This is a genomic window from Enterococcus sp. 5H, from assembly GCF_028128615.1.
Lineage (GTDB): Bacteria > Bacillota > Bacilli > Lactobacillales > Enterococcaceae > Enterococcus_L.
In genome coordinates, this window is record NZ_AMDP01000024.1 from 1 (window position 1) to 24,309 (window position 24,309).

Sequence of the window (24,309 nt, forward strand, 5' to 3'; positions counted from 1 at the left end):
ATGTTGTTACTGTTGGTTTCAGAAGCACCGAAGGCAATCGTCCAAACGCCGCGGCCATTTCCAGCTGTCGCTGTGGCTAATTCGTAAGCTGTGTCAATCGAATTTAGCGCAATCGTTTCTCGGGTTACCGTTGGTGAACCGCTGTTGCCACTGCTGTTAGCCCAGCCTTTATCTAAGGAAAGGACCGCACCGCTTAGTTCTTGTTCGCTGGCTTCTTGAATCACCGTATTACGAAACTGATGATTTTGCTTCACTTGAAGGGTCCAGCCAGTCGAATTGGTGCGCTGATCGGTAATTTGGATAAAACTACCTCTTGGCCCAGTTTCACCTAAAAATTGTTGCGCTAATGCTGGAAAGATCCGGTTGGTATCGGTTAATTGTGCTCGACCAAAGTCAAGGGATGAGACATAATCTATCCTCAATGGTCCTTCAGTAGAAGGTCCCTCTCCCGGGTCAATAACCTCACCAGGATTTTCTGGATCAACTGGATTAGAAATCGAACTTCCTTCAACCGTTACTGTTCCAGTTTGTCCTAATGAATCGGTCGTTGCATGAACTGACGGAGTATAGAGAGTCAATCCAGCTAGTATAAGGAGTAAGCTATTAACAGCTTTAAACTTCTGTATATTCATCTACTTCTCCTCCTTTGTCCATCTACGTAATACAATCAGCAGAAGGAAAAGTAACACTAGCCCAATACCGATAAAACCAAAATTCCCGATCAATTCACCAGTACTAGGCAGATTTCCAGCAGGTTTTTTCACCCCAGCAGTATCTTGATCGCTAGAGGAACCTGATTCTTCTGGTGCTATGGGCGCGACTTCATCAGGTATAGCTTCTTCTTCATAAAATGAAATTTTCCCACCTGTATTGACTTGCCCGCCTGCAGCTTCTGTTCCATAAACCATTAGTGGTGATATCGCTAGACTAACCAGCACTATTAAAGAGCAGAATAAGATGATCATTTTGTTTTTTCTCATTTTTCCCCTCTCCTTTTAGGGCTGTCCAGCCATGACTTTCCATGTAATTTCACCGACATAACTTCCTGTATGAACTGTATCAGATGAACCAATTTGTAGTTTGACTCCATCAGTACCAGTTTGATTTCCCCAGCTATTACTTATATCAAAAATTCCAGATGAGCCGTCAGTATTTAGATAAACAGTCTGTGCATTACCATCTAAAATCACTTCTTGCCCTCTATATACGTAACGTAAAGCGTTAATTAACTCTTGCCCCTCATTATTTCTCATCGGACTGGATAATGATGCCGTCAGGGTCCAACCATTAGCAGGGTTTGCACGTGTATCGGTAACAATTAATCGTTGGTCAATTTCCGGATCTTCTACTCGTTTGGTTGTAGCGTTATAGGTTAATGAACCGAAATCAAGAGCAGCAGGTGCTGAAGCTAAACTTAGAACGCCTTGAAGCTTGTAGCGAACTGTTACTTCTGTAGTATCTAAAACAACTGCCGTTTCATTTGCAGGCCGCTCAGAAATTTCATATCCCGCATTAAGTAAGCCTTCTAATTGCTTGACCACAGTCTCTTCTTTCGTTAAATCAATTTCGTCTCCTATCAGACCATCAATCATGATTGTATAGCCTGGAAGTAATTGATCAAGCTCATTAACAAATTCTACAGTTAAAATGGAATCTATTATTTCTGTTACAGTTAAAATAGTCCCTTGACTAAACGTTGCATCGTGAAACGCCAAGGCTTCTGCGGGATTGATATTTCCAGTTTCATTATTGGTGATAGGCGGATTAGCAACACCTGCATTTTCTGCTAGACCTGCTTTATCTCTTAGAAACACCTGTATTTCATCATTTTCAGATAATGTTAGCCCATTTAACAAGATTTCGAAGTTCCCTGAACTATCAATTGATACATCTGAAGTATTAATGGCTTGTCCATTATGAGTTGCAGTAACTTCTGCATCTCTATTTTCAGAATATCCTTGAATAGTGGAAGCTGTACTTAGCACTATTTCATTGTCGAATACAGCAGGTGTTGGCGGAACTATTGGAAACGTGACTGTTGGGTCACTTAAAATGGTATTCTCAAATCCTGGTGTTAATTCTCCACTAGTTAAACGAACCTCTTTTATTTCAACCTTATCTCCCGCTTCTAGATAATCATTTAGGGTAATTTCAAATAATCCCCCTCTTCGCTCTTCACCGTATATACTGATTCCAGGATCCTCATCGGAGTGTCCCACAGATTTTGCTCTGTAACTTTGGTTAGAACCATTAGATTTTGTCACTTCAACAGACACTTCTGCCTCATCGTCCCAAGCTGAGCGTGATTCATAAAGTCCTACTGGTATACTAATGTGTCCATAGATTTTCTTATCCGCATTTGTTGGAACTCGTAATTCATCAGCAATTGCCCAACGAGCATTGTTTGAACTTAAACGAGAATATGCTGTTAAACCAGTAGTTCCAAAATTGTCTGTGTTCAAAATATCCGGATTATTGGTAGACGCTAATGTATTGAAATTCTGACCGCTAAACGAATAGTCAAGTGTCCGATAATTAATATTCGGATCGCCATCTAAGTCCGCTCCATTTCGCCAAACAGCCAAATCACTGTTTGTGGCTGTTAAGGTCGAGCCATTAGACACATTAAAGATATTTCCCCCAGCAGGACGATTATTCCGGAAATTCATATACAAGGGATTATCAAATGTTACACTTAAGTTTCCTGCATTGAAAATTCCACCACTTGCGCTACTTGTTCGTCCTGATGCTTGAAAGTAGCCTTGATTCAATACATCAATCGTTCCTGTGCCAGTACCCATATCAATAGATGGGCCAGTTGTAGCATTAATGATAACGGATGAGCCAGGATCACTAACGGTAAAAGAATTCGGTGCATTATTTACTGTATAAAGGACTCCTTGATTCGCAGTATCATTGGCAGTACCATTACCAGGATTATTTATCCGAAACATCCCACCGTTTTTAACCTCTATGTGATTATTCCCACCGTACATACGAATTCCTGGAGAATTCCCACCACTTTTACTAATTTCTAACAATGCATTATCAATGGTGAAATTATAACTTCCAAAATATAAGAAACGTAAAACTGCTGCTTCACCTGTTGAAGCACCACTATTTAGCTTCAGACTAGCATCATCAGATAAAAGGAAAATTCCGTCTCGACTTTGAATCCCCATTGCAGAAGATACATTACTAGTCGCTTGAACTTGTGCACCATCAGTAATCTCTATACGAGCACCTAAGGTAAGTGAATTTGCAGTTGCTGATCCAAGATAGATCGCCGCATTGACATACCCAGCGCTTACTGTACTACTTGCAGTTAGCTCCGTTTCAGGATCAGCTACTCTTAATCTTGGTCTTTCTCCATGAAGAGTTAGTCCATTCGCAGCGCCAGAAACAATATTAGCAGTAGATTTACTATTTATATCTACACTGCTATCGTTACCTGACAAATGAATGCCCATAGCATTACCAGTAGTTACATCAATGGTTGAGCTCTCTACTTGCAAATTAGCTGTAATACCATTAAGGAACAGCGCTCTTTTAGTTCCTGTCGTTCCCAATCTAACTTTTGAACCGTCTTTAATTTCCACACTAGGTGTAGTCCCAGTCAATATAATCCCATTGTTTGCTGTAGCAGAAGCGCTTCCCGTAGTTGCACCCGGGCTAGTCATTTCAAAACTAGAACCTCCATCAACTCGGAATGTCGGATTAGCAGCTGAATTTCCTATTACTACAGTTTGTGCATTACCTGATCCAGTGGTTAAATTTGCCGTTGATCGTGAGCCTAGATGGAACAGTGAATTTGCTCCATCCAAAACAATCTGTTGGCCGTTTCCGGTACTAATCAAGTTTATTGAGCTTTCATTATTGATTAAAACTTGAGGAGTTGTTCCTGCCACATTAATACTTCGTCCTGTCACAGCATTAACGGTTAAATCACTCGAGTCAATGATCATTTTAGCTTCCGCAGCAACTAAACCAATCGCTCGCTTGGCACTGGTCGTTGTAACCGTCAGCTCGGAATTACCAAGCACTTCTAAAGTCGGTTGTGTCCCAGTCATAATAATCGCATTATTTGCCGTATTCGACGGTGAAGCTGCTGTTCCTGGTGCATTTATCAGCAATGTGGACTCCTCTGAAACTACAACTGAAGGATTTGGACCTCTCATATCAATCACATTAGCAGTCCCACTAGCTACAGTAATCGAAACATTCGCATTCTCACTAATCACAATTTTTGAATCAGAAACTGTTGCAGCTGAAAAGAAAACTGCTGAGTTTCCTCGAGTAATTGTTACTTCGGCTTTGTTATTAACATAGACTTCTTTTGTTTGAACAAACACATTTGTCAATGTTTGCGCAAATATATTCGCTCCGCCAGTGAACGTTAAGCGTCCCTCTGGAATTAAAGCTAGCCTAGCCGCATTACCTGTCGCTGTACTGACACTTTCAAGTTCCAAATACCAACCTGCTCCAGTCCCACTCGCATTAAAAATAGAGGTCGCTCCTGTTTTTACCAATGAAGCATTCTCCACTCGTAAAAGAGCTTCCTGCTCCGCCGCCAAGTTACCTAAAGTTAAACTGCCGTTATCAGCACCAAAGTTGATTAAATAGCCATTTCCTTTGATTAGTAAATTTCTATTTAAGGTTCCTATCGCAGTTGCTACGCCCGTCCCACTGCGAACCAAATCGTTTTGAACTTCAATTTGTCCGACTTCTGAGTTTGCTACAGCCAATCGTAATTCTTCGAAAGTTGAAACTTCCACCGTTTCGCCAATAAAAGCTGTTGTTTCAAGTTCTTCTGCCAAACTACTACTTTCAGTTTCTTCAATAAACGTATTTGGTGATTCTATTTCTGAGATTTGTTCTAACTCGACATCTTCATCAGTTCGATCTAGCTGAACGGCTTCATTTGAATTAACTAAATCCTCTGTTTCTTCTGTACTAGCAAAGAGCTTAGTAGCAGAAACGTAGAAATAACCAACTGTAATTGAACACAATAGTGACACCATTAAAATAATGCTATACGTTAGTCTTTTTTTTCTGTTCATTTCATTCATTTTGCCTCCTTTGTATTATTTTTTTCAGCTAGTGAGTTCTATCACCTCCTTTAATTTGTCACTTTCCAAATTTGAATCAAGTAGGTAACCAACTGAGCGAACTGTTCTCAACATTTTCGGATTCATGCTATATTTACTAAGTTTGTTTCGTATGTGAAAGGCTAAGTTTGATGTTCGATATCGTTTAGATGCACTATCCGTATCTTCCTCATCTTCCCAGATATATTTATAAATTTCTTCATATGTAAATGCCTGATTCATTCGGCTAGCTAATAATGAAATCATTTTGAACTCCATACGTGTAAGGCTTACCTCCGCTTTTCCAGGAGCTTTTATACTAAAATTCAACGAATTAAGAAGTAATTCATTACTCATTTTTGTTTCAACATTTCCTTCATTTTCTTTTTTATGAACAAGACTCAATGTGTTTTCTATAATGACAAACATTTCTTCATTCGTGACGTTTTCATCAAAGTTACCTAATACACCTAACTCCAGATTTAGTTTTTTACTTATAACATTTTTCGTCTCAGACCTTACCCAAATCGGTAAGATAAATCTTCTTTTAATAGATAAAATTAACTCAAGAACTTTATTTTGGTTTTCATCTGCAGAACAGTGAATAACAACACCGTGGACGTTCTCTAGCTGATTTAATAAATGACTTTCATCAGAAAAATAAAAATCACAAAGTTTGATTGATACTGGTATGGAATAATCGTGTAAGTTAAACATTGCCAAATTATACATACTTCGTTTCCTCCTTTTTTGTATTTTGCATATGAAAAAGATAATACATATATTTTTTTTTCACAAACTAGAGTTGTCCATTAAACGGACACGAAATAACATAAAATTTCATCTCAAAAAAATGATAATTTAATATATGAGCTAATTAAAAATGTTCCATTAAAGTACAGGCTATTGGGATTAACCTGTATAAATAGATTTCTCCTTAAAAATTTCAAAAAATCACTTTTCACAAAATTGATTTTTTCTAAAAAGAGGACAAATCGGTTATATCTAATTGAATTTTTATTTATATTTAATTTAAATTTACAAAAACAACCTAATTCTAATTTTAATGCTGAACTTATTATAGTATTCAAATAAAATAAAATAGTCCCAATAGCCTGTACTCTATTGGGACTATTTTGTTTTATTTCACTACTTTTCATATGTAAAAAATATTATTTAAACTACACTAAAATCTTTTAAAGCTATTTCTCACAAGCTCAATTTGAGGAAAGATTAGTTATTATTTTAGACTATGAAAATATTAGTAATACACAGGTTTCACACAGAAACGGTAAAAAATGATCATAACTTATCAATATATAATCATTTTTACTTTAGAAATCTTGGTTTACGATTTTTTTGTGATAATTTTGACTAAATTAAGGCCTATTCCAATTTCATCTTACATTTCTGTTCGCTTCTATAAAATGATTCTTAATAAGAAAAGCAGAGTGAATTCATACCATGACGGTAAAGTATAATTTATCAAAGAAAGAAGGAGAGATTTATATGAAGAAAAAAATTTTTACTTGTGCAGCTGTAGCTCTATCAACCCTCAGTTTAGTTGCTTGCCACTCACCTACGACTCCTAATAGAAAAAATACTGAAAATTCTACCAACTCTAAGGTACAGAGAAAAAAAACTACTACTTCCTATTTCAAAAAAAGACCAGGTTCTATTAAAAAAAATAAAAAAGTTCTAGAATCTTTGCCTAGAGATCCTAATACTAAACATAGAAGCTCTAATGCAAATCAACCAAAAGGAAAGCAAAGTAGTAACTTGTACGAAAAGGCGCCTCAAAAAAAGAAAAGAACAGGCAGTAGAATAAAAATACCTGGATTGGCTAAACAAAAAAGAAAGCTTGATACTGTATCACACAAAACTACTAATATAAATCCATTACATTTGGAAAAAAATTGACTTTTTCTAAGTTAAAACATTATGAAGTAGAATAGTGTTGTTCATCCCATAAAAATAAAACCTTTTGTATAATTGTCAGAACCAGCTCAAGTGAGACAATTTATACAAAAGGTTTTTAAAGCACTTAATATTAACCACTTAAAAACATTATATTTTCTCTACTGAATGTGTAATTTGAGTAATAAATTCCAAATAAATATGAATGGATAATAATTTTTCAAAAAAATAAAAAAGAGTAAGACTTTTTTCTAATTCTCACTCTTCTATCTATCTTGAAACTAATAGACCAATCTTAATATTAGTCTAATCTAAGAAGTACTTATATTTTTTTCAATACATTTATAAAAGATCATCTGCTCTTCTTTCAAGCTTAAAGGAACTTCTACAATCTCTCAACTCTGGTATTATTCAAAATAAAAACAAATAATATAGACGGTATCTAAACTCTAATCATTTTAAATAACTTCTATCGAATATTCTGAATTTGATAATTTTGAAGATAGGCTTCCAAATTCTATTTCAGAATAAATCACTTAACAAAATAATTATAGTCACTTTGACTGCCTTTTAAGCATACAAAACTTTCAGTTTTTTATTCGTCACTTTACTAGTACTTTTTCGCTTTTTATTGTTATACTAGAACTGAATAAGCAATCAGTAAAGGTGGTTATCTTATGATTGATACTTTTGTTGAAAAAGATCTGCTTGTTAAAAGTGAATTATTAAAAAAAATGTATTATCAAGAACCACTCATTATTTCACAATTAAGCCAACAATTTGCAATTTCCACGATAACTTGCACTAATTATATTGAATCACTTTGTATACCCTTTCAAAAATGGATTATCAAAAAACATTATCATCATGGAATATACAAGTTCTATTTAGATCAGCACAAACCATTGTATCAATATCAGCAACTTTTGCTACAACAATCCCATTTTTTAAATGGTTGCCGTTTTTATCTACAACGAAAAGAACACTATCTTCATTTTGTTGAAGAATTATTTATCTCTGTTGGAACTGCCTATCAACTTAAAACACAAGTAGCTTTATTTTTTGAAGAACTCTTTACAGAGCCTAATAATCCAACCGAATTAGAAGAACGCTTACTCATTCTCAAACTTAGTTTAAAAACAGCTCCATGTTTTCCGATTTCTAAAAACTTTGTGTTTCAACAACATATTAATTATTTTTTCTCCTATATTCGCCAAGAAGGATTACTTTTATCCGATGAAAGTCGCTACTATGTTGCTCTAGCTTTTTTACTTTCTTATCAGAGGGATAAGAAAGTCCAGTTTTCCGATACGCAAAAAATAATGTTGAAACAATTTCCAATTTATTTAATTATTAAAAAATTCTTTTCGGAAACAGCTTTATCAAACTACTTAGATCAAAATGATCTATTATTTTTAACAATCATAATCAACGCCGTTCCATATACATTTACTGATGTAAAACTCTTCCAAAAACATTATCAGCAACTGAATCGATTATTGTACACACCGCTAGAGCTGAAACAGCTTTTTTATCAGTTTGAACAAGCTTTTCATTCTGAAGTTCCTAAAAATATATTTTTTATTAATGCACTCATCAAGTTACTTAAAACGACTACACAAAACATGCAACCACTCTTTCCCGATATGACCATTTATTTATCCGAAAATGAACAGCATATCTATTCACTTGTCCATCAGATACTAATCAATCATTTCAAAGAGCAAAAACTTAACTTTCGTTTCAACAAAAGTTTCGTCCAACGTTTTACTAAAGAAGTTAATTTTCTCCTTGATGATAAAACTATAGTTATTCATCTCTTTTTTGTAGTTGCAAACAAGCTATATCTACCTTTGATGGAAAGTATTTTAGAACAGATTAAAACTAGCTACCTAAATATCCCTGTCATAGTCTGCACTAGCTACGATGAATTGCAGCAACAATCACAACAGACTTTGAAACAAGCATTAATTTTTTATGATGATAAACTTGAACCTCCAAAAAATATAGCGAAAATGACGATCCCGATTAATATTCAAAAAATTTGTGAACGTTTCTCTTAAAAAATAGAGTACCTACCAACACTATCTTCTGTGATGATGGGTACTCTATTCATGTTTTAATCTAATGCCATTTTATTTGCATTCATCATCAAGTGTTAATGTATGAACCGTCATCTGTTTTTTAACTGAAAATGCAATTGGTTCTGAATGAGTTAATAGTTCTTCGTTTAATTGAACAGTATACAGAGCATTGTTTTCATATAGCATAAAGTAATAGGTCAAATTAACCGTATCCAATGCTGCTTTATACTGAGTGAAGTCAATATCACCATTATCCTTTAAGTCAATACCTTTTGGTACATTTACACTATCCAATGCGTGGAAAATATTTCCTACTGTTTCCGTTGGCTTTTCACTTGTTACTAAGTATTGCTTTAAAAATGCAGCACGAATAAAACGATCTGTTGAAACGTAGCTTCCAGGAAGAGGTAAAGTTCCCGATCCTTGTCCGAAAGCTTGTAAGGTTAGTTCTCCCATTTTTTGTGTAGGTAAATTTGTTGGCTGAACGCCAACATAGCTGTTTAAATTTTGCAAATGCCATTCTAAATTTGGACTATTTGCCATGACACCGATTGGGTTTTCTTTAACAGTCAGTTGATTGTTTTCTGTTTCAATAGTGATTGTTTCACCTGTTGCATCAGTTACAATGAAATGCAAAGGTACCGTCAGACCAAGCAAAGGTACTGGACTATCTACTAAGCAAAGATCAACTACTTGCTTTCGAACCTCTTGAACGGTTGCATTTTCACCCAATAGCCACATAATGAATTGATGTGGCGCTATGTTTTTCTTACCAGCAGTAGGTTTATCTGGGTAACTGGCAAAATTAGGATAGTATAATTCAGCTGCCGCAAGTCCTCTTTCATTCATGCCATCTGCTACTAGATACTCATCTAATTTACGACCAGATCCAACAAAAGCATAACGTGAAACTTGTACTTCTTTGTTAAATGAAGTCCATTTATAGCCTCTCGGAATAAAAACTGGTTGGGCATCTAAAATAAAGCTAAAATCCATTGTCCTAGATAAAAAATGTTGATCTGGAGCACTAAAAGTAAAACTGGTACACATAAAAATTCCTCCTTGATTTTTGTTTTTAATAAGTAGTTCTACATTACTTGTTTTTTACCTGATCTTGAATAGAGATGTTTAATTTTGTTACAATTTTTTCAAAAGTTGTTACGTCTCCCGATGTGTAAATAATGGGTTTTAATTGGTTCTTCTTAAGAGAATCAATTATATGTATTTGTCTTTTTGCTGCTTCTGCTTGATAAATTGCAGGATTAATAAAAGTTATCTGCGGAAAGCACTGTTCAAAATGATCAAGAACAATCGGATAATGCGTACAACCTAAAACAACTTCTTTCATCGCTGTTTGTGCTAATAATTTAGTCATTTCCTCTTCTATCTCATGATTAATCATGTCACCGTTAAATTCACCACGTTCAATCAAATCAGCTAACGTAGCACTTCCTTGTCCTACAACATGAACTTCACTATTTTCGGCATGAATCATTTGTGGATAAACCTTTGATTGGATTGTATCCATTGTGGCAATTACACCTATAGATTCTGGTTTTAAAGACGTTGCCAGATAATGAGCTACTGGTTCAACAATACTTAATAACGGTATAGAACAAGATTTTTCCAATTCTTTGATGACTGTTGAAATTGTGTTGCAGGCAATACAGATAAACGTTATTTCTTTTTCTTGTAAAAATTGAATAACTTTTTGAGCCAACTGAATAATTTCTGTACGACTTCGGTTACCATAAGGACAATTACCGCTGTCACCATAATAAATGATTTGTGCATCCGGAATCGCACATGACAATTTTTCGACAACTGTTAATCCACCAACACCACTGTCCATGACGCCAATCTTTACTACCAAGTTTGTTTCCTCCTCTATTTTAATCAATGTTTCAAAAACTTGATTCTTGTTGCTATGCCTTTTAAATAGAAATTTATCGTTCCTCAAAGGCTAAAAACAGAATAACATACTGACTTTCCAATTTTTTTATATATTTTTACTAATATTGCTTAAAAGTTATAAAAAAATGAAAAGTCACTAATTCATTTGTGCAGAACCGATGTTAGAGTTAAATATAAATTATCATTTTTAAATAAAAACACATCTACTTATACCAAATAAGGCTTCTCAAAAAAAGAAAAAGAATGAAACAATAATCAGTTTTTTTCTGACTATTGTCCACTCTCATGAATTCGCTAGTATTTTATAAAAAATTATTATCAGCAATCAATGCATATAAATATAAGCCGAAATCAAATACAAAATCCAAATATGCAATGGATAAAAGAAATAAAAGAAATTGCGCATCCCTTTACCTTTTTCGCCATTAAATAATATAATCGGTAAAACTGCAAAAATCATCATCCATTGAGTTGAACCTTGGAAAAAGAAAAACAGTGCAGTTAATGCAATTAACAGACATTGAAGCCAACGATAATTTTTAGCTAAGTACATCAAAGGAATCAATAACACCATCACACTATTTTCAGTAAACAGCAACGCTGGAATAAAGTTAGCAGCCCAAACTCCTACGATAGTTGTAGCGGGAGTTGAAATTAACATCATTAATACTATTGAAGTAATAATCGGAAACAAGATTATCAAAATTCCAAAGAAAATCTCACTCATTTTTTTACTCGAATGTCCTTCAGCTATTTTATCAATTCCGTACATCATCAGCGCTCCCACCAACAAATCACGAAAAATATTATTCATTAATTGAACTTCCTCATAGCCAACAATATTTTGCAAAACTAAACTACCTAACGTCATCAACACCATGCCTAAGTATAAACGAGACATATATTTCCCTTTGCTTCTTGTATGGCTAAACCCAATTACACTGACAAAAAAGAACAATGTCGCAACTGGCCGACCAAACCAGTCTAACCAACTCGGTGCACCCATTGGAACAAACATTTGATGAATATGATCGATAAACATCAAAACAATCCCAATGATTTTTAAATCAAATGTAGACAACCCTCTAAACTTACTTGCCGATAAACTATTCATTACTTATTACTCCTCATTCTTTAATCTAGTTTATTATAGAAGAAACAGAACTTTGGCACCTTAGTTTAGCCTTTCAAAAAACTATCAATTTTGTTAGATAAATTTACCCACAACAAGCCATGTTTTTACCATTTAACTCTAGAATGCTGTGTTAAGACTTATTCTCCGTTTCATGTTAAAATTTAAGACTAAAACCTACTCATACAGGAGCAGAAAATGGAAATTAATTTAGGCGTACGTATCAGTGAAAACGAAACAGAAATTCAATGGAATAGTAACCAAAATAAGATCGCTATCTTTCATACACCAGACCAAAAAGTTAACATCGAAACATCTGAACTCTATTTTTTATTTCAAGATAACCAATTGGTCGCTATCGGACAATCTACTTTACCAACTGAAAAAGTAACCTTTAATAAAATAATCAAAATTGTTTCACCTTGGGACATCGAATTGGGCTATCTAGAACAACTCTTCATCAGAGATGCAAAAGAAAATGGGATTGAACTTGCAAATATCCCTGAAGTAGAAACAAAAATCCCTGTAAGTTCTGAAAAAACCATTACTGAATACAAAGACGAAATACTCTTAATTCTTGAAAGATTCGGCTACCATTTAAAACCTCAAGAAGAACCTAAAAAAGCGAAAGCAAAACCGGCAAAAGCTAGACATAAATGGACCAAAGAAGTAAGTCAGATTGAGTTTTTTATTGACACTAGAGAAAGTAAAGCAACTGCGCTTTGGCATAAACGTAATGAAATGTTGATAAAAGCTGGTGCCACTATGATGGCTGAACCACCATTAAATAAAGATGGGTCTCTTGGCTTTTCTGCCAAAATGGGGCAGCGAATTCGCGAAGACCACAAAGATAAAGTCAAAAACTTTGTCACAACTGAGGATATTATTTTGAAAAGTGTTAATGAAGTTGGGTTATTTTTATATTTTGGTGGTACAAATAGTTGGCTGGAATTAATTGATGAAAATGGTAAAACGATCAATGAATGGACCGTTGTCGACTAGCTAATATAAGGTATACGCTCTCTGTCAGTAATTACTGACAGAGAGTTTTTCGTATGTCTATCAAATTTTCAATACAAATACTGCTGACCAGATAGCTTTTGATTATTGAACCTATATTGACGATATCTTGAAAAATACAGGTATTCTTTGACATATCAAAATCTTCCCTTTGATTCTTTCCAGCATTCTTAGTATAATGATTATGTTTTTCTGGAAAGTCACTGAAAGCAATAGAGCGGAGAATATAGAATGATGAATAATTTTTGGGCGGAACTACCAAAGCCTTTTTTTATTTTAGCACCAATGGAAGATGTTACAGATGTCGTCTTTCGTCATGTAGTCAAAAAAGCAGGCGCACCTGATGTCTTTTTTACTGAATTTACAAACTCGGATAGTTATTGTCATCCGGACGGCAAAGAAAGTGTGCAAGGTCGCTTAGTTTTTACAGAAGATGAACAGCCGATTGTTGCCCATATTTGGGGTGATAAGCCAGAATTTTTCCGTGAAATGAGTCTTGGTTTAGCTGAAATGGGTTTTAAAGGAATTGATATTAATATGGGCTGTCCAGTTCCTAATGTAGCTGGACGAGGCAAAGGCAGCGGACTTATTTTACGTCCAGATGTAGCTGCAGAATTAATCGAGGCGGCTAAAGCTGGCGGCTTGCCTGTTAGTGTTAAAACTCGGATTGGTTATAAAGAAATTGCAGAGTTAGAGAATTGGATTACTCATTTGCTAAGACAAGATATTGCCAATTTATCTATTCATTTACGGACACGAGATGAAATGAGCAAAGTTGATGCTCATTGGGACTTAATCCCTCAGATTATGGAGATTCGTGATCGCATTGCACCTCAAACATTAATTACGATTAATGGTGACATTCCTGATCGTCAGACAGGTTTACAGCTTGCTGAACAATATGGGGTTGATGGTATTATGATTGGTCGAGGTATTTTTAAAAATCCTTTTGCCTTTGAAAAAGAACCGAAGACACATACACCGCAAGAATTACTTGGCTTATTAGAGTTGCAGCTAGATTTACAGGATCATTATGCAAATTTAGTACCTCGTTCGATTGTTGGATTGCATCGTTTCTTTAAAATTTATGTTAAAGGATTTCCCGGAGCTAGTGATCTAAGAGTTAAATTGATGGGGACAAAATCAACGGATGAAGTTCGAGAAATTTTAGCTGATTTTTATGCAGGAAAGTTTAAACATTCCGATGAAATTAAAAATTTTCAGCAGTTGTGATATGATTATTCTTGTTTTGTAAAAGTTAAGTGTGGAAAAATTGCTATACCGAAACCTTTCATTTTGGTGTTTATTACTAGTATATTAAAAGTGATCTTGTATAATTACGAGACCACTTTTTTGTTGTGAATTAACACTTTTAAGTAAATTATTATACCCTTATAGTTATAAATAAAATTGTTTCTATGTGTTTGTTCTGATATACTTTTCTTAAACTAAGAAAAGGAGCCTCACATGACGATTAATAGTAATTCAAGTATTACTGGGAGTGTATCTGCTTCCTTCAGTAAGTCTGCAAGTGCATTAAATAGTATTTCTATTGCTGTCAGTTCTGGACAAATAAATGTCGCTGGAAATTATACCGCAATCAATAGTTTTTCAAGTTTTCAATCGAGTGTAAAAGCTGTTTCTAACAGTGTGGTTAAAGCTGGAGATAATATTAATTCTGTTGCTGAAGAGTTTGAACGGATTGACCAAAAAATAGCACAGTTACCTAACCTATCCTTTAGAGGTATGAGGTAACTGTTAGTGGGACTTAAATTTGTAGTATCAGAAGCACAAACAAGAAGTACACAAGCTTCACAGGCAAGTAGTCAGGCACAACAAGCAGTAGTAGCGTTACAACAAAGTATTCAAACTTTTCTATCAGCGCCGTTATCTAGTAAAGCTTATGATTCCGCAAAAAATTACTTCATGGTTGCCTATACACCAATCTGTCAATCAATTATAATGACAGGCGAAGCCTTAGCGAATGCACACAAGAAGTTCTTAAGTGAGTACCTGGCAACGGTCAATGGATCTGATCTAGATGAAGACCAGTTAGTAGCCGAGATTGACAATTACAAAGTATTATTAAACACGATTGATGATCTAATTCGGGATGCAAAAACGCAAAGAACCGATCTAGAAAGACGCTCGGTGAACGTGTATCAAGCGATGCAGAAACGACAAGAAAAATTAGAAAAGTTTCGTGATTATAGTGGTCAGTCAGCAAGTTTCTTTTCAGAGTATGAAGCGTCTCAGAAAGAGTTGAATAATGGCATAGCACAAGTGAAAGACTGTAAAGCATGGAACGCGTCTACTGGTACATTTGATATTACAAGGCTAGATATGAGCTGGGCAAAAGATATCAGTGAACGTTGGGAATCAAGAGCAAAACAAATGGAAAAAGGACATGCTGATAAATTTAAAAAAGCAATGGAAAGCAGACAATACGTTCGTGTTCAATTAACATCGGGAGCCTATGAATGGATGTGGGTTAAAGACCCTTCCAAAGTAACGCAAGAAGATTTCAAGTTTAATGAAACATACAAAGATTATCTCTATATCTTAATGAATCCTAAGAAAAATGGCATACTGGATGATTATTTTGCAACAATGGCAGAAGAATTGAGAACTGGTATAAATGCAAAAACAGGTAACCCTTTGACCGATTTAGAAAAAGCTCAACGATGGGCAGCCGTCGCAAGTGCAGTCACAACCGTTATAATTGCAGCTAAATATAGTAAAGATGGAATAGATGCTAAGTCTGCAACACCTAAAAATCCCGTTTTAAAGGGGAATAAGAACGGTAAAAACTATACTTTAGATAGAAATAAACGTACAGGGAATGCTTTGTATAAAAAAGTTCCTAAAATACCCACGAAAAATTTAGATTCTGTACCTCAAAACGTACTGGAAGCATTTAACAAATATAAAGATAATGATTGGAGAGGTACCGTGGCTGGTCAAGCAGAGGGAACAAAAGCAGGAAAAGCATACAAAAATAGAGATAGAAAACTACCTACGGTTGACAATAATGGTAATGCAATAAATTACAAAGAATACGACGTTAATGATAAAATACCTGGTATGGATAGAGGTAGCGAACGATTAATAAGAGGTAGTGATGGAAAGATATATTACACTGATGATCATTATAAAACCTTCGTGAAATTGAAAGAATAAGGAGTAGGGATATGAAAAATGAAATCTGTACAATGACAATTGAGGAATATAAAAAATTAAGCCCTGTAATAAAGTTAAATAACTGCTTTGTTGTCAATATTGATGGAGAAAAAGTGAACAATAAAATTACTCTTTTCGAAACACTAATGACAGAATTTAGTTTACCTGATATTAATGGTTGGGATAGTGCAAGTGATTGGATGACTGATTTAGGCTGGATCAAAGCTAAAAATTTTCAGTTAAATATTCATAATTTTTCTAGTTTTTTAGAAAATGACATGGAATCAAAAAGAATATTTATGGAGATGCTTTCTGAAGATGTGCTTCCTTTTTGGGAGAAAGAAGTTTTAACAACCGTTGTCGAAGGTGAAACAAAAGGATTCGATGTATACTGTTTGGATTAGCTTATTTACTTAATATTATAGTCAATATAATCACAAAACAACAAAAATAGCCCTCCAGTTCATCAAGCAATTGGTTGGCTATTTTTAAGATAATTTTTGAAGGAACTTCATTTTCGAATAATACTATGGTTTCGCTATTCTCATTCTATTTTATTCAAAAGATTATTGATGCACACTAAAACGTTGATTCGGGTGAGCATTTTTTTCAATTTCGTCAACCATTGCAATGGCATAATCATTATAAGAAATATAACTCTTACCATCTTTATCCGTTTCCAACTCTTCCCCAGCGATCACATAGCTGCCAGTCGTTGCACCTTCAGCATCAAATTCTGCCGCTGGACTTAAGTATGTCCAATGAACATTTTTCGTTTCTTTCAACAAGTCTAATCCTTTCCCCATAGCTGTTGCTAGCGGTTGGAATGCCTCTGGAAAATCTGGCGTTTCACTCAAACGCAATGTATGTTCAGGATTTACATATAAACTGCCAGCGCCGCCAACTGTCAATAAACGAGTTTTTTGATTTTCTACAATATCAATTAAATGTTTTGTTGATCCAGTAAATTCACTGACATCTCCCCAAAAACCTAGAGCACTAACTAATACATCAAAATCTTTGATATCATCTGTCGTTAAATGATAGACATCTTTTTCAATAACTGGTGTTCCATCAGTGATTGTTGCCGCATTACGCACGATAGCTGTTACTTCTAATCCACGTTTTTTTGCTTCTTTCAAAATGGCTGAACCTGCTTTACCATTTGCTCCTAAAATTGCTACTTTCATTTGTTTATCCATCCTTTCATTAAATAGAACTTATTTTGTTACATTTAAATTTAAAAAGAGAAGAGACTTTACGATGTCTCTTGCTGCTTAATTTGATGAATCACATCAGACAAAGCAATCTCTTTTAATTCTGCTTCCATACTGCGTTGTACTTTCGTGTATTGATCTTCTAAAACGGATTGAATATTCGCTCCCACCAAACAACTCGGATTAGGATTCTGATGAATATTAAACACTTCGTGATCCAATTCTACTGCTTCATAAACATCGTATAGAGAAATGTCTTCTGCTTTTTTTAACAAATAAGTTTGTGTTGCGCCTCTGCTTGTATGAATAAGTCCAGCTTTTTTCAGCTTACTCATTAATCGTCTGACTACTACAGGATTGGTATTAACACTTCCTGCAATCAGTTCGGAATTCACACGATCAGGCGGACCGATTTCGATCAAACTGAGAATATGAATCGCAACACTTAATTTCGTCGACATGGCCATGTCTATCACTCCAACTTTTAGTAACAAATTAAGTTACATTTAAATCTTAATGCATCCTAAAAAAAATGTCAACTAGAAAGAATTTCGTCTTTTCTCTAAAACAAACCGAAGAATGGTCTCCATTTCAAAAAAATGACCATTCTTTAGCTAAATTTTTCTTATTGATTTTTTATATCATTTTTAGTAATAATCTGGGTATATTTTTTATAGTCTTCAATATTGGCTACTAGTTGATTATTCGTGATAACTGCTGTCAAATCAGATAAATGATAAAACGTATAAAAATCCTCACGATTAAATTTTGCGCTATCTACACATAGATATTTTTGAATCGAATTATCTAAGGCTAAACTTTGTGTGATACCTTCTTCCATTGTCGCTGTCATAATCCGATCTTGATGAATAGCATTGGTCCCTAAAAAAGCTTTTGAAAAACGAATATCCTGAATTGCTTTATTTGCCATTTCTCCAGAAAAGGCACCTGTTAATTGACGGTATTTTCCACCAACTAAATAGATTTCATACTGCTGTGTTTTATTTTCCAAAATATTAAATACAGGCAAGCTATTTGTTATAATTCGAAGGTTTTCAACCGTTAGCGCTTGTGCTAACAACTCAATACTTGTGCCTGGTCCTAAAAAAATCGTACCTTCTTCATTGATTAGCGTTAACGCCGTCTGGGCAATTTCCTTTTTTTCATCAGGCTGAATAATTTTCTTTTTCTCATGGGATAATTCTGCAAGGTTAAATTTATTCACACTTTGAGCGCCACCGTGAATTCTATGAATGCGACCTTGAGCATCTAATTCAGATAGATCACGCCGAATCGTCATATCCGAAACAGCCATATTTTCCACTAAATCAGTAACAGTGACTGTTCCTTTTTCATCAATCAAACGCAAAAGTTCCGTTAATCTTTCTTCTTTTAACATACTTTAGCTCCTTTTTATTCGTTTCTTTCTACAAAGCACACAAAAAAGAACGTTTATATCTGTTTATTCTTATCATAACAAACTATTTAGTAAAAAAAAAGTGCTATCCAGCTCTTTTACGAACATAACCAACCACTTTTTGTTCATTATTGTTTATTTTAATGTTGATTTTTGTTCGTTTTTACGTTAGAATGAAATCGAAAAAAAGAAATGGAGGTTTTATCATGAAAGTAGTACTTTCTTCTGACACACAAGGTTTAGCCTTGAAAAATTCAATAAAAAAATTCTTGCTGGAAAAAGATTATGATCTTATTGATGTAACACCAGAAAATGGTAATTTTATTGATTCTGTTAAAGCAATCGTCGAGGTATTACACGCAGATCAACAAGCCTTAGGAATTGCCATCGATGGGTTTGGTGCAGGAAGTTTCATGGTTGCAACAAAGTCAAAAAATATTGTTGCCGCTGAAGTTTCAGATGAACGTTCAGCCTACATGACACGTGAACATAACAACTCACGGATGATTACATTAGGTAGTGAAATTGTTGGTGATACGTTGGCTAAAAATATTGTTTTGGCCTTTTTACAAGCTGACTATGATGGTGGTCGTCACCAAATTCGCGTAGATATGTTAAATAAAATGTGCTAGGAGGAAAAGAAAATGAAAATTGCCATTGGTTGCGATCATATCGTAACAGATACAAAAATAAAAGTAGCAGATTTCTTAAAAGCTAAAGGTCATGAAGTGATTGATGTTGGGACCTATGATTTTACTCGAACTCATTACCCGATTTTCGGACGTAAAGTTGGTGTATTAGTAGCTACAGGACAAGTCGATCAAGGTGTGGTTATCTGTGGTACAGGCGTAGGTATTACAAATTCTGCTAATAAAGTTCCCGGTGTTCGTTGCGCTTTGGTTCGTGATATGACAAGTGCGCTTTATGCTAAAAAAGAATTAAATGCCAACGTGATTGGCTTTGGCGGACGGATTACTGGTGAATTTCTCATCTGCGATATTGTTGAGGCTTTTTTAAATGAAAACTATCAGGCAACACCTGAAAATGAAGCATTAATTACTCAAATCGATCAAATGGCTCACAATGATGAGGTTATTGAAAACCAAGATATCTTTAACGAGTTTATAGAAAAATGGGATCAAGGATTTTATCACGATTAAAGCTGAATCAAGTGCCAATAATCATTTTTCAGTTAACGATAAATAGAAAACGCTTCATTCGAACAAAAACAAACATTTATAATATTCTAAAATAAGGATGGACTCACTTATGCATACAATAACACAAGAAAAATATGCAGCAATGGAACGTTTATCAAATGAACAAAAACAAATTGCTGCTTTAGCAATCGATCAGCGTGGCGCCTTAAAAAAAATGATTACCTCTGCTGGTGGCAGTGAAGATGTTGCATTGATTGAAGATTTTAAAAAAATTGTTTCCACTGAATTAACCCCTTACGCTTCATCAATTTTACTAGATCCAGAATTTGGCTTGCCAGCAGCTAAAGTTCGCTCTGAAACTTCAGGACTTTTACTGGCTTATGAAAAAACCGGCTATGATTCTTCTACACCTGGTCGGATGCCTGATTTATTAGAAGATTGGTCTGTTTTAACTTTAAAAAAACAAGGTGCAGATGCAATCAAATTTTTACTTTACTATGATATTGATGAAGATGAGAAAATTAATGAGCGAAAACATCGTTTTGTCGAACGGATTGGTAGTGAATGTGCTGCTGAAAATATTCCTTTTTATTTGGAGCTTGTTTCTTATGATTCAGGGAATCTAGACCCAAATTCTGTTGACTACGCAAAAGTTAAACCTCATAAAGTCAACGATATGATGAAAGAATTCTCTAAACCACAATATAAAGTGGATGTTTTAAAAATGGAAGTCCCCGTCAATATGAACTATGTAGAAGGTTTTGGCGAAACAACGGTTTATACACAAACTGAAGCAGCCAATTTCTTTAAAGAACAAAGTACTGCAACTAATTTACCGTTTATCTTTTTAAGTGCGGGTGTTTCTGCTGAGTTATTCAAAAAAACCTTAACTTTTGCCCATGAATCTGGTTCAACCTTTAACGGTGTGTTATGTGGTCGGGCGACTTGGGCAAATGGTGTGACACCTTTTGTTACAGGTGGCGAAACTCAAGCTAAAGAATGGATGAATACACACGGTCGTCAAAATATTGATGCATTAAATGAAGTATTAGCACAAACAGCGCAACCTTGGACAGATAAAGTCACTGCAGAATAGGAGTTTAGACTATGATTGTTACAATTACGGCGAACCCTTCAGTAGACGTCTCTATGCCGCTGAATTCGTTTATGCTAGATCAAGTCAACCGCATCGAAAAAGCCGACAAAACAGCAGGTGGCAAAGGTTTAAACGTTACTCGAGTTTTGCATCAGCTGGATAAAGAGGTGCTTGCGACTGGGTTTGTTGGCGGAGATTTTGGGCGGTTTATTCAAAATGATTTAGCTAAACAAATGATTAACTTTAATTTTATACCGATTCAAGAATCTACACGCATCTCAATCGCCTTACTTCACGAAGGCAAACAAACAGAAGTATTAGAAAAAGGGCCTACGATCAATGACTCCGAACAGCAACAGTTCCTAGTACTTATGAATGAATTGGCTAAAACGACGCGTTTATTTACTATTTCTGGAAGCTTAGCTGCTGGATTACCCCAAAATTTTTATGCCTTGCTGCTACCTATTTTACAAAAACATGGTGCTAAAGTCATTCTCGATTCATCTGGCGACTCTTTAAAACAAGCTATTAGTGGATCTGCGAAACCCTATTTAATTAAACCCAACGAGCAGGAGATTAAAGAATTACTGGGAGATAATTTCACTGTCGATTCAGTTGCTTCATTTAAATCAGCTGTAGAACAACCACTATTTTCAGAAATTCCGTGGATCGTTTTGTCTCGTGGTAGTCAAGGTGCCTATGCGAAAGTTGCTGATTCGTTTTATAGCGTGACCATTCCAACAGTGGAAGCGATCAATCCAGTTGGTTCAGGAGATGCTACTATCGCAGGATTTGCTTCAGCTATTGAGGAAGATAACTCTATCGAAGACATTTTAAAAACTGGGATGACTTGCGGTATTCTAAATGCATTAGAAGAATCAACAGGCAGCATTAATATTCAGCAATTTGAGCAGATTTTTTCTCAAATAATTGTAGAAAAAATATACTGAAAACAAAAATAGTTCGTATTACTCTTCCAAAATTGTAGAGTAATACGAACTATTTTTATTTTGATGCTAGCTATTTTTTCTGTTTTTTTCTTATTAATAAATATAATCCAAATAAGCATAGTCCAAAGAGAAATACATTATTTTCCAAGCTTCCTAACTTTGGGAGTGCCTTCGAAGGTTTTTCAGTTTGTGAATGATTTGCCTGCTCTTGAAAAGCTACATGATAAATTAATTTTTCTTGGCTATTTTGTATCTGGTTATCGCTTTTTTCACCATGGAAAAACAACTGAGGGGACAATTCTGCTTGATCTGAAAACGTAATCGTTTGACCATCGATAGCTTGATCTAGAGAGATAGTTTGCTCTGACGACATTGTTTTTATCACTATCTGTCCTTCTAGTTTTTCTTGATAGGCAGCTGGAATTTCAACTGAAAATTGAACCTGGATATTTTTCATCCGACTTGAATTAGTTAATTTCAGCGGTTCAGATGCCAAGATAAGCCCAGGTTCAAAATAATCCTGCGTTGTAAAAGAGGAAGGCTGCGTCACCTGATAACTACTATCTGTGTCACTAATTTTCAATTCTGCCGCTTGCTCAATTTTCGGAAAAAAAAGCAAACTACTCAAAAAGAGCAAACTTAAGAAATGTCTATTTACCACGATTTAATAATTGACGCAATGTGCTCATCGCTTCTGATTGCGCCCCTCTAGCGGTCAGACTGCGTGCTGCTGGAGCATTTGGATCTACGTATTCTTGTAATGTTTCTGCATCAATCCCAAACTCAGACTTAATTGCCCCTTCTAAAACTTGTGTTGCTTTTAAATTACCTGCAACTTTTACTTCAGCATTTGCATAATCAGCATCCATTTTTTCACCAACAAAGTCAGTATTAACATTAATTGTAGCTACCTCTCCCGGAGATAACAATAGATAATGACCGCCAGCAGAATCACTGTACCAATAACCAGCTCCACCAGCAGGTTTGATACTTAATTTAACAGCTTCATCATCTGCTTTGGTAAAATCTGCTGCATTCCCTAACTTCACTTGGCTATCGCTTTCAATCTTAATAATCGCATCGATTGAACCGCTATTTGTAACTGTGCCATTTTGTTCAATTGACAATCCCGGTTCAAAATCTGTATTGTCTGAAACATCTTCAAACTCTGCAGTAACGGCTAAGTTCCCCATAATAACTTGTTGTTCTACTTTAGAAGATGCTGTCCACCAAGCATAGGTTGTTCCTACTGTTACTACTAATAACGCCAAACCTGTTAATATTAATTTCATTTTTCTGTTTTTCATTCTGTACAAATCTCCTCATTAATCATCTGATTTTTTTCTTTTGTAAATAGTAATTGGACAAAGTAGTCAAATAGTAATAACTGAATAATCGTTAAAATCGAAGCGATTTTCCCTCGCGGCGACTGAATCACGGATAGTATTCGACCTAATTTTGGAATAGAAAAAATGATTTTTCCGGTAATATCTTTAGGAAATACTACTGTTTGGTCGATTGTTTGATTACTATCGCCTTTAGTTTGAAAGGTAAGTTGCCCTTGTGTTTGGTCAATCTTGGTGATTCTATGACTAACTGTTTCATTGCCTTTTTCAAACGAGATAATATCCCCGACTCTGAGCTTTTCAGGAGTTTCATCTTTAACAACTAATAGACTTCCTTGGGGGAAAATCTCCGCCATACTTCCTGTTAGAACTGTCTTTAACTGAATTGGTCCTGCTTGACCACATAAATGAATCCAGCTAAAAAATAAAATGATGCAGATTAGAAAAAGCACATACATTTTTGCCGTAACTTTATTCAACAGTTGTATGATTCGTTTCAATTTGAACATCTCCTGACTCATCACTCGTGCTGCTTTGTTCAACAGTTGCATTGGTCGATCCTGTTTCAATTTGCTTGTTGTCGTTTAACTGTTCACTATCGGTTGTTGCAATAGTTTCACTTTCCTCAATAGTAGAAGTTGTTATTTGTTGTGCTACTTCTTTACTTCGGTAAAAACCGAGAGGGAAAGTTGTTTCATAGACAAAGTAGCCGAATGCTTCACTTACAACTCCTGTTAGCGCTGCACTTAGCACTAAAATACTAATAATTATTTTGACGTTCTTTCCCAC

General features: G+C 35.0%; 25 protein-coding genes. 11 read left to right on the forward strand and 14 right to left on the reverse strand.

Translation table 11 applies throughout. The annotated features are described in order from the left end of the window. The 4 genes from C240_RS10415 to C240_RS10430 form a co-directional block, all read right to left on the reverse strand. On the reverse strand, positions 1 to 632 hold a 632-nt coding region (locus C240_RS10415), incomplete at its 3' end, for a WxL domain-containing protein (RefSeq protein ID WP_271495238.1). Then, on the reverse strand, positions 633 to 980 hold the full coding sequence (locus C240_RS10420; protein WP_271495241.1) for an LPXTG cell wall anchor domain-containing protein: 348 nt from the start codon (positions 978 to 980) through the stop codon (positions 633 to 635). It abuts the gene before it with no gap. A gap of 15 nt (positions 981 to 995) precedes the next feature. Then, positions 996 to 5,060 carry a pectate lyase-like adhesive domain-containing protein gene (locus C240_RS10425; protein ID WP_271495244.1) on the reverse strand — a complete coding sequence of 1,355 codons (4,065 nt, stop codon included), beginning with the start codon at positions 5,058 to 5,060 and terminating at the stop codon, positions 996 to 998. A gap of 33 nt (positions 5,061 to 5,093) precedes the next feature. Beyond that, positions 5,094 to 5,819 carry a winged helix-turn-helix domain-containing protein gene (locus C240_RS10430; RefSeq protein WP_271495248.1) on the reverse strand — a complete coding sequence of 242 codons (726 nt, stop codon included), beginning with the start codon at positions 5,817 to 5,819 and terminating at the stop codon, positions 5,094 to 5,096. A 777-nt stretch (positions 5,820 to 6,596) separates the two neighbouring features. Here C240_RS10430 and C240_RS10435 point away from each other — a divergent pair. Together C240_RS10435 and C240_RS10440 are read left to right on the forward strand one after the other, a co-directional pair. Beyond that, complete coding sequence (locus C240_RS10435; RefSeq protein ID WP_271495251.1) at positions 6,597 to 7,007, forward strand: hypothetical protein; 411 nt, start codon at positions 6,597 to 6,599, stop codon at positions 7,005 to 7,007. Between the two features lie 674 nt (positions 7,008 to 7,681). Beyond that, positions 7,682 to 9,067 carry a hypothetical protein gene (locus C240_RS10440; RefSeq protein ID WP_271495254.1) on the forward strand — a complete coding sequence of 462 codons (1,386 nt, stop codon included), beginning with the start codon at positions 7,682 to 7,684 and terminating at the stop codon, positions 9,065 to 9,067. Between the two features lie 72 nt (positions 9,068 to 9,139). Here the strand turns inward: C240_RS10440 and C240_RS10445 are convergent, their stop codons facing one another. From C240_RS10445 to C240_RS10455, 3 genes are all read right to left on the reverse strand, one after another. Further along, entirely contained in the window at positions 9,140 to 10,138 is a 999-nt protein-coding gene (locus tag C240_RS10445; RefSeq protein WP_271495257.1) for a choloylglycine hydrolase family protein, read from the reverse strand. A 43-nt stretch (positions 10,139 to 10,181) separates the two neighbouring features. After that, positions 10,182 to 10,961 (reverse strand): glutamate racemase, encoded by a 780-nt coding sequence (gene murI / locus C240_RS10450; protein WP_271495260.1) that lies wholly within the window; start codon positions 10,959 to 10,961, stop codon positions 10,182 to 10,184. A 366-nt stretch (positions 10,962 to 11,327) separates the two neighbouring features. Further along, positions 11,328 to 12,116, reverse strand: coding sequence for a TraX family protein (locus C240_RS10455; RefSeq protein ID WP_271495263.1), 789 nt, complete (start codon positions 12,114 to 12,116; stop codon positions 11,328 to 11,330). Between the two features lie 216 nt (positions 12,117 to 12,332). On the opposite strand from C240_RS10455, the gene C240_RS10460 reads away from it, so the two are divergent. From C240_RS10460 to C240_RS10480, 5 genes are all read left to right on the forward strand, one after another. Continuing rightward, on the forward strand, positions 12,333 to 13,136 hold the full coding sequence (locus tag C240_RS10460; protein ID WP_271495266.1) for a hypothetical protein: 804 nt from the start codon (positions 12,333 to 12,335) through the stop codon (positions 13,134 to 13,136). A gap of 249 nt (positions 13,137 to 13,385) precedes the next feature. Next, a complete protein-coding gene (locus tag C240_RS10465) occupies positions 13,386 to 14,387 on the forward strand; it encodes a tRNA dihydrouridine synthase (protein WP_271495269.1) in 1,002 nt (333 codons plus the stop codon). A gap of 234 nt (positions 14,388 to 14,621) precedes the next feature. Then, positions 14,622 to 14,909 carry a TIGR04197 family type VII secretion effector gene (locus C240_RS10470; protein WP_271495272.1) on the forward strand — a complete coding sequence of 96 codons (288 nt, stop codon included), beginning with the start codon at positions 14,622 to 14,624 and terminating at the stop codon, positions 14,907 to 14,909. Positions 14,910 to 14,915: 6 nt separating this feature from the next. Continuing rightward, positions 14,916 to 16,334, forward strand: coding sequence for a ribonuclease domain-containing protein (locus tag C240_RS10475; RefSeq protein ID WP_271495275.1), 1,419 nt, complete (start codon positions 14,916 to 14,918; stop codon positions 16,332 to 16,334). Positions 16,335 to 16,345: 11 nt separating this feature from the next. Next, positions 16,346 to 16,738, forward strand: coding sequence for a barstar family protein (locus tag C240_RS10480; protein ID WP_271495279.1), 393 nt, complete (start codon positions 16,346 to 16,348; stop codon positions 16,736 to 16,738). Between the two features lie 162 nt (positions 16,739 to 16,900). Here the strand turns inward: C240_RS10480 and C240_RS10485 are convergent, their stop codons facing one another. The 3 genes from C240_RS10485 to C240_RS10495 form a co-directional block, all read right to left on the reverse strand. Further along, positions 16,901 to 17,524, reverse strand: a complete 624-nt coding sequence (locus C240_RS10485) for an NAD(P)-dependent oxidoreductase (RefSeq protein WP_271495282.1) — start codon at positions 17,522 to 17,524, stop codon at positions 16,901 to 16,903. 68 nt (positions 17,525 to 17,592) lie between these two features. Next, the gene (locus tag C240_RS10490) at positions 17,593 to 18,018 is read right to left on the reverse strand and encodes an Rrf2 family transcriptional regulator (protein ID WP_271495285.1); all 426 of its coding nucleotides are present in this window, start codon (positions 18,016 to 18,018) and stop codon (positions 17,593 to 17,595) included. Positions 18,019 to 18,176: 158 nt separating this feature from the next. Continuing rightward, positions 18,177 to 18,950, reverse strand: coding sequence for a DeoR/GlpR family DNA-binding transcription regulator (locus tag C240_RS10495; RefSeq protein ID WP_271495288.1), 774 nt, complete (start codon positions 18,948 to 18,950; stop codon positions 18,177 to 18,179). Positions 18,951 to 19,174: 224 nt separating this feature from the next. Here C240_RS10495 and lacA point away from each other — a divergent pair, with 224 nt between their 5' ends. The 4 genes from lacA (at position 19,175) to C240_RS10515 (ending at position 22,174) form a co-directional block, all read left to right on the forward strand. Then, on the forward strand, positions 19,175 to 19,600 hold the full coding sequence (gene lacA, locus C240_RS10500; protein WP_271495291.1) for a galactose-6-phosphate isomerase subunit LacA: 426 nt from the start codon (positions 19,175 to 19,177) through the stop codon (positions 19,598 to 19,600). 12 nt (positions 19,601 to 19,612) lie between these two features. Continuing rightward, positions 19,613 to 20,128, forward strand: a complete 516-nt coding sequence (gene lacB / locus C240_RS10505) for a galactose-6-phosphate isomerase subunit LacB (protein WP_271495294.1) — start codon at positions 19,613 to 19,615, stop codon at positions 20,126 to 20,128. A 109-nt stretch (positions 20,129 to 20,237) separates the two neighbouring features. Beyond that, entirely contained in the window at positions 20,238 to 21,224 is a 987-nt protein-coding gene (gene lacD / locus C240_RS10510; RefSeq protein WP_271495297.1) for a tagatose-bisphosphate aldolase, read from the forward strand. An 11-nt stretch (positions 21,225 to 21,235) separates the two neighbouring features. Beyond that, positions 21,236 to 22,174: a hexose kinase gene (locus C240_RS10515; protein ID WP_271495300.1), complete on the forward strand. Its 939-nt coding sequence runs from the start codon at positions 21,236 to 21,238 to the stop codon at positions 22,172 to 22,174. Positions 22,175 to 22,244: 70 nt separating this feature from the next. Here C240_RS10515 and C240_RS10520 read toward each other — a convergent pair whose 3' ends face one another. The 4 genes from C240_RS10520 to C240_RS10535 form a co-directional block, all read right to left on the reverse strand. After that, positions 22,245 to 22,757, reverse strand: a complete 513-nt coding sequence (locus C240_RS10520) for a hypothetical protein (RefSeq protein ID WP_271495302.1) — start codon at positions 22,755 to 22,757, stop codon at positions 22,245 to 22,247. A 67-nt stretch (positions 22,758 to 22,824) separates the two neighbouring features. Further along, positions 22,825 to 23,481 carry a TasA family protein gene (locus C240_RS10525; protein ID WP_271495305.1) on the reverse strand — a complete coding sequence of 219 codons (657 nt, stop codon included), beginning with the start codon at positions 23,479 to 23,481 and terminating at the stop codon, positions 22,825 to 22,827. Further along, on the reverse strand, positions 23,478 to 24,020 hold the full coding sequence (locus C240_RS10530) for a signal peptidase I (protein ID WP_271495309.1): 543 nt from the start codon (positions 24,018 to 24,020) through the stop codon (positions 23,478 to 23,480). The genes C240_RS10525 and C240_RS10530 overlap by 4 nt, the downstream gene beginning before the upstream one ends. Next, positions 23,992 to 24,309 (reverse strand): hypothetical protein, encoded by a 318-nt coding sequence (locus tag C240_RS10535; protein WP_271495312.1) that lies wholly within the window; start codon positions 24,307 to 24,309, stop codon positions 23,992 to 23,994. Before C240_RS10535 ends, C240_RS10530 begins: the two co-directional genes overlap by 29 nt.